The 462-nt window shown below is 74.9% G+C and carries 1 pseudogene; it reads right to left on the minus strand.

Features of this window, described 5'->3' with window-relative positions:
* Positions 1-462, minus strand: a pseudogene (locus G3I71_RS47245) (ATP-grasp domain-containing protein); the annotation flags it as partial.

Below are 462 nucleotides of genomic sequence, written 5' to 3' on the forward strand. Positions count from 1 at the left end.
GCGCCTGACGGCGCGCCGACCGTGCCCGCGCCGCCACCCGCGCCCGTGCGACGCCGCGGCAGCGAGCGGCCCCTTACGGCCGCGAGCAGCGCGTAGTTCTCCGCGACGAAGACCCGGCCCGGGCCGCCGACGGGCTCCGGCACCCGTTGGCCCGTCAGGTCCAGGTACATCGCCTGGACCACGTCGAGCCCGGTGTCGTCGGTGAACAGCCTGAACTGGGCTCCGGGGCGCGGGTTGAAGTCCACGAGCCGGAAGCAGCCCGCCTCGTCTCGACGGAAGTCGAGGTCGAGGATGCCCTGGTAGCCGAGCCGTTCGGCGAGCCGCAGTCCCGCCTCCTCCACCGCCGGATCGGGCAGCCACCGTCCGACGGCCGTCAGCCCCGTCCGTACCGGCCAGGACAGTTCCTTGCGCCCGGACCCGACGAGCAGCGGGTGTCCGCCCCGCGCGAAGGCCCCGTGGAAG

Source organism: Streptomyces sp. SID12501 (assembly GCF_010550245.1).
In the GTDB taxonomy this organism is placed as follows: Bacteria; Actinomycetota; Actinomycetes; order Streptomycetales; family Streptomycetaceae; genus Streptomyces.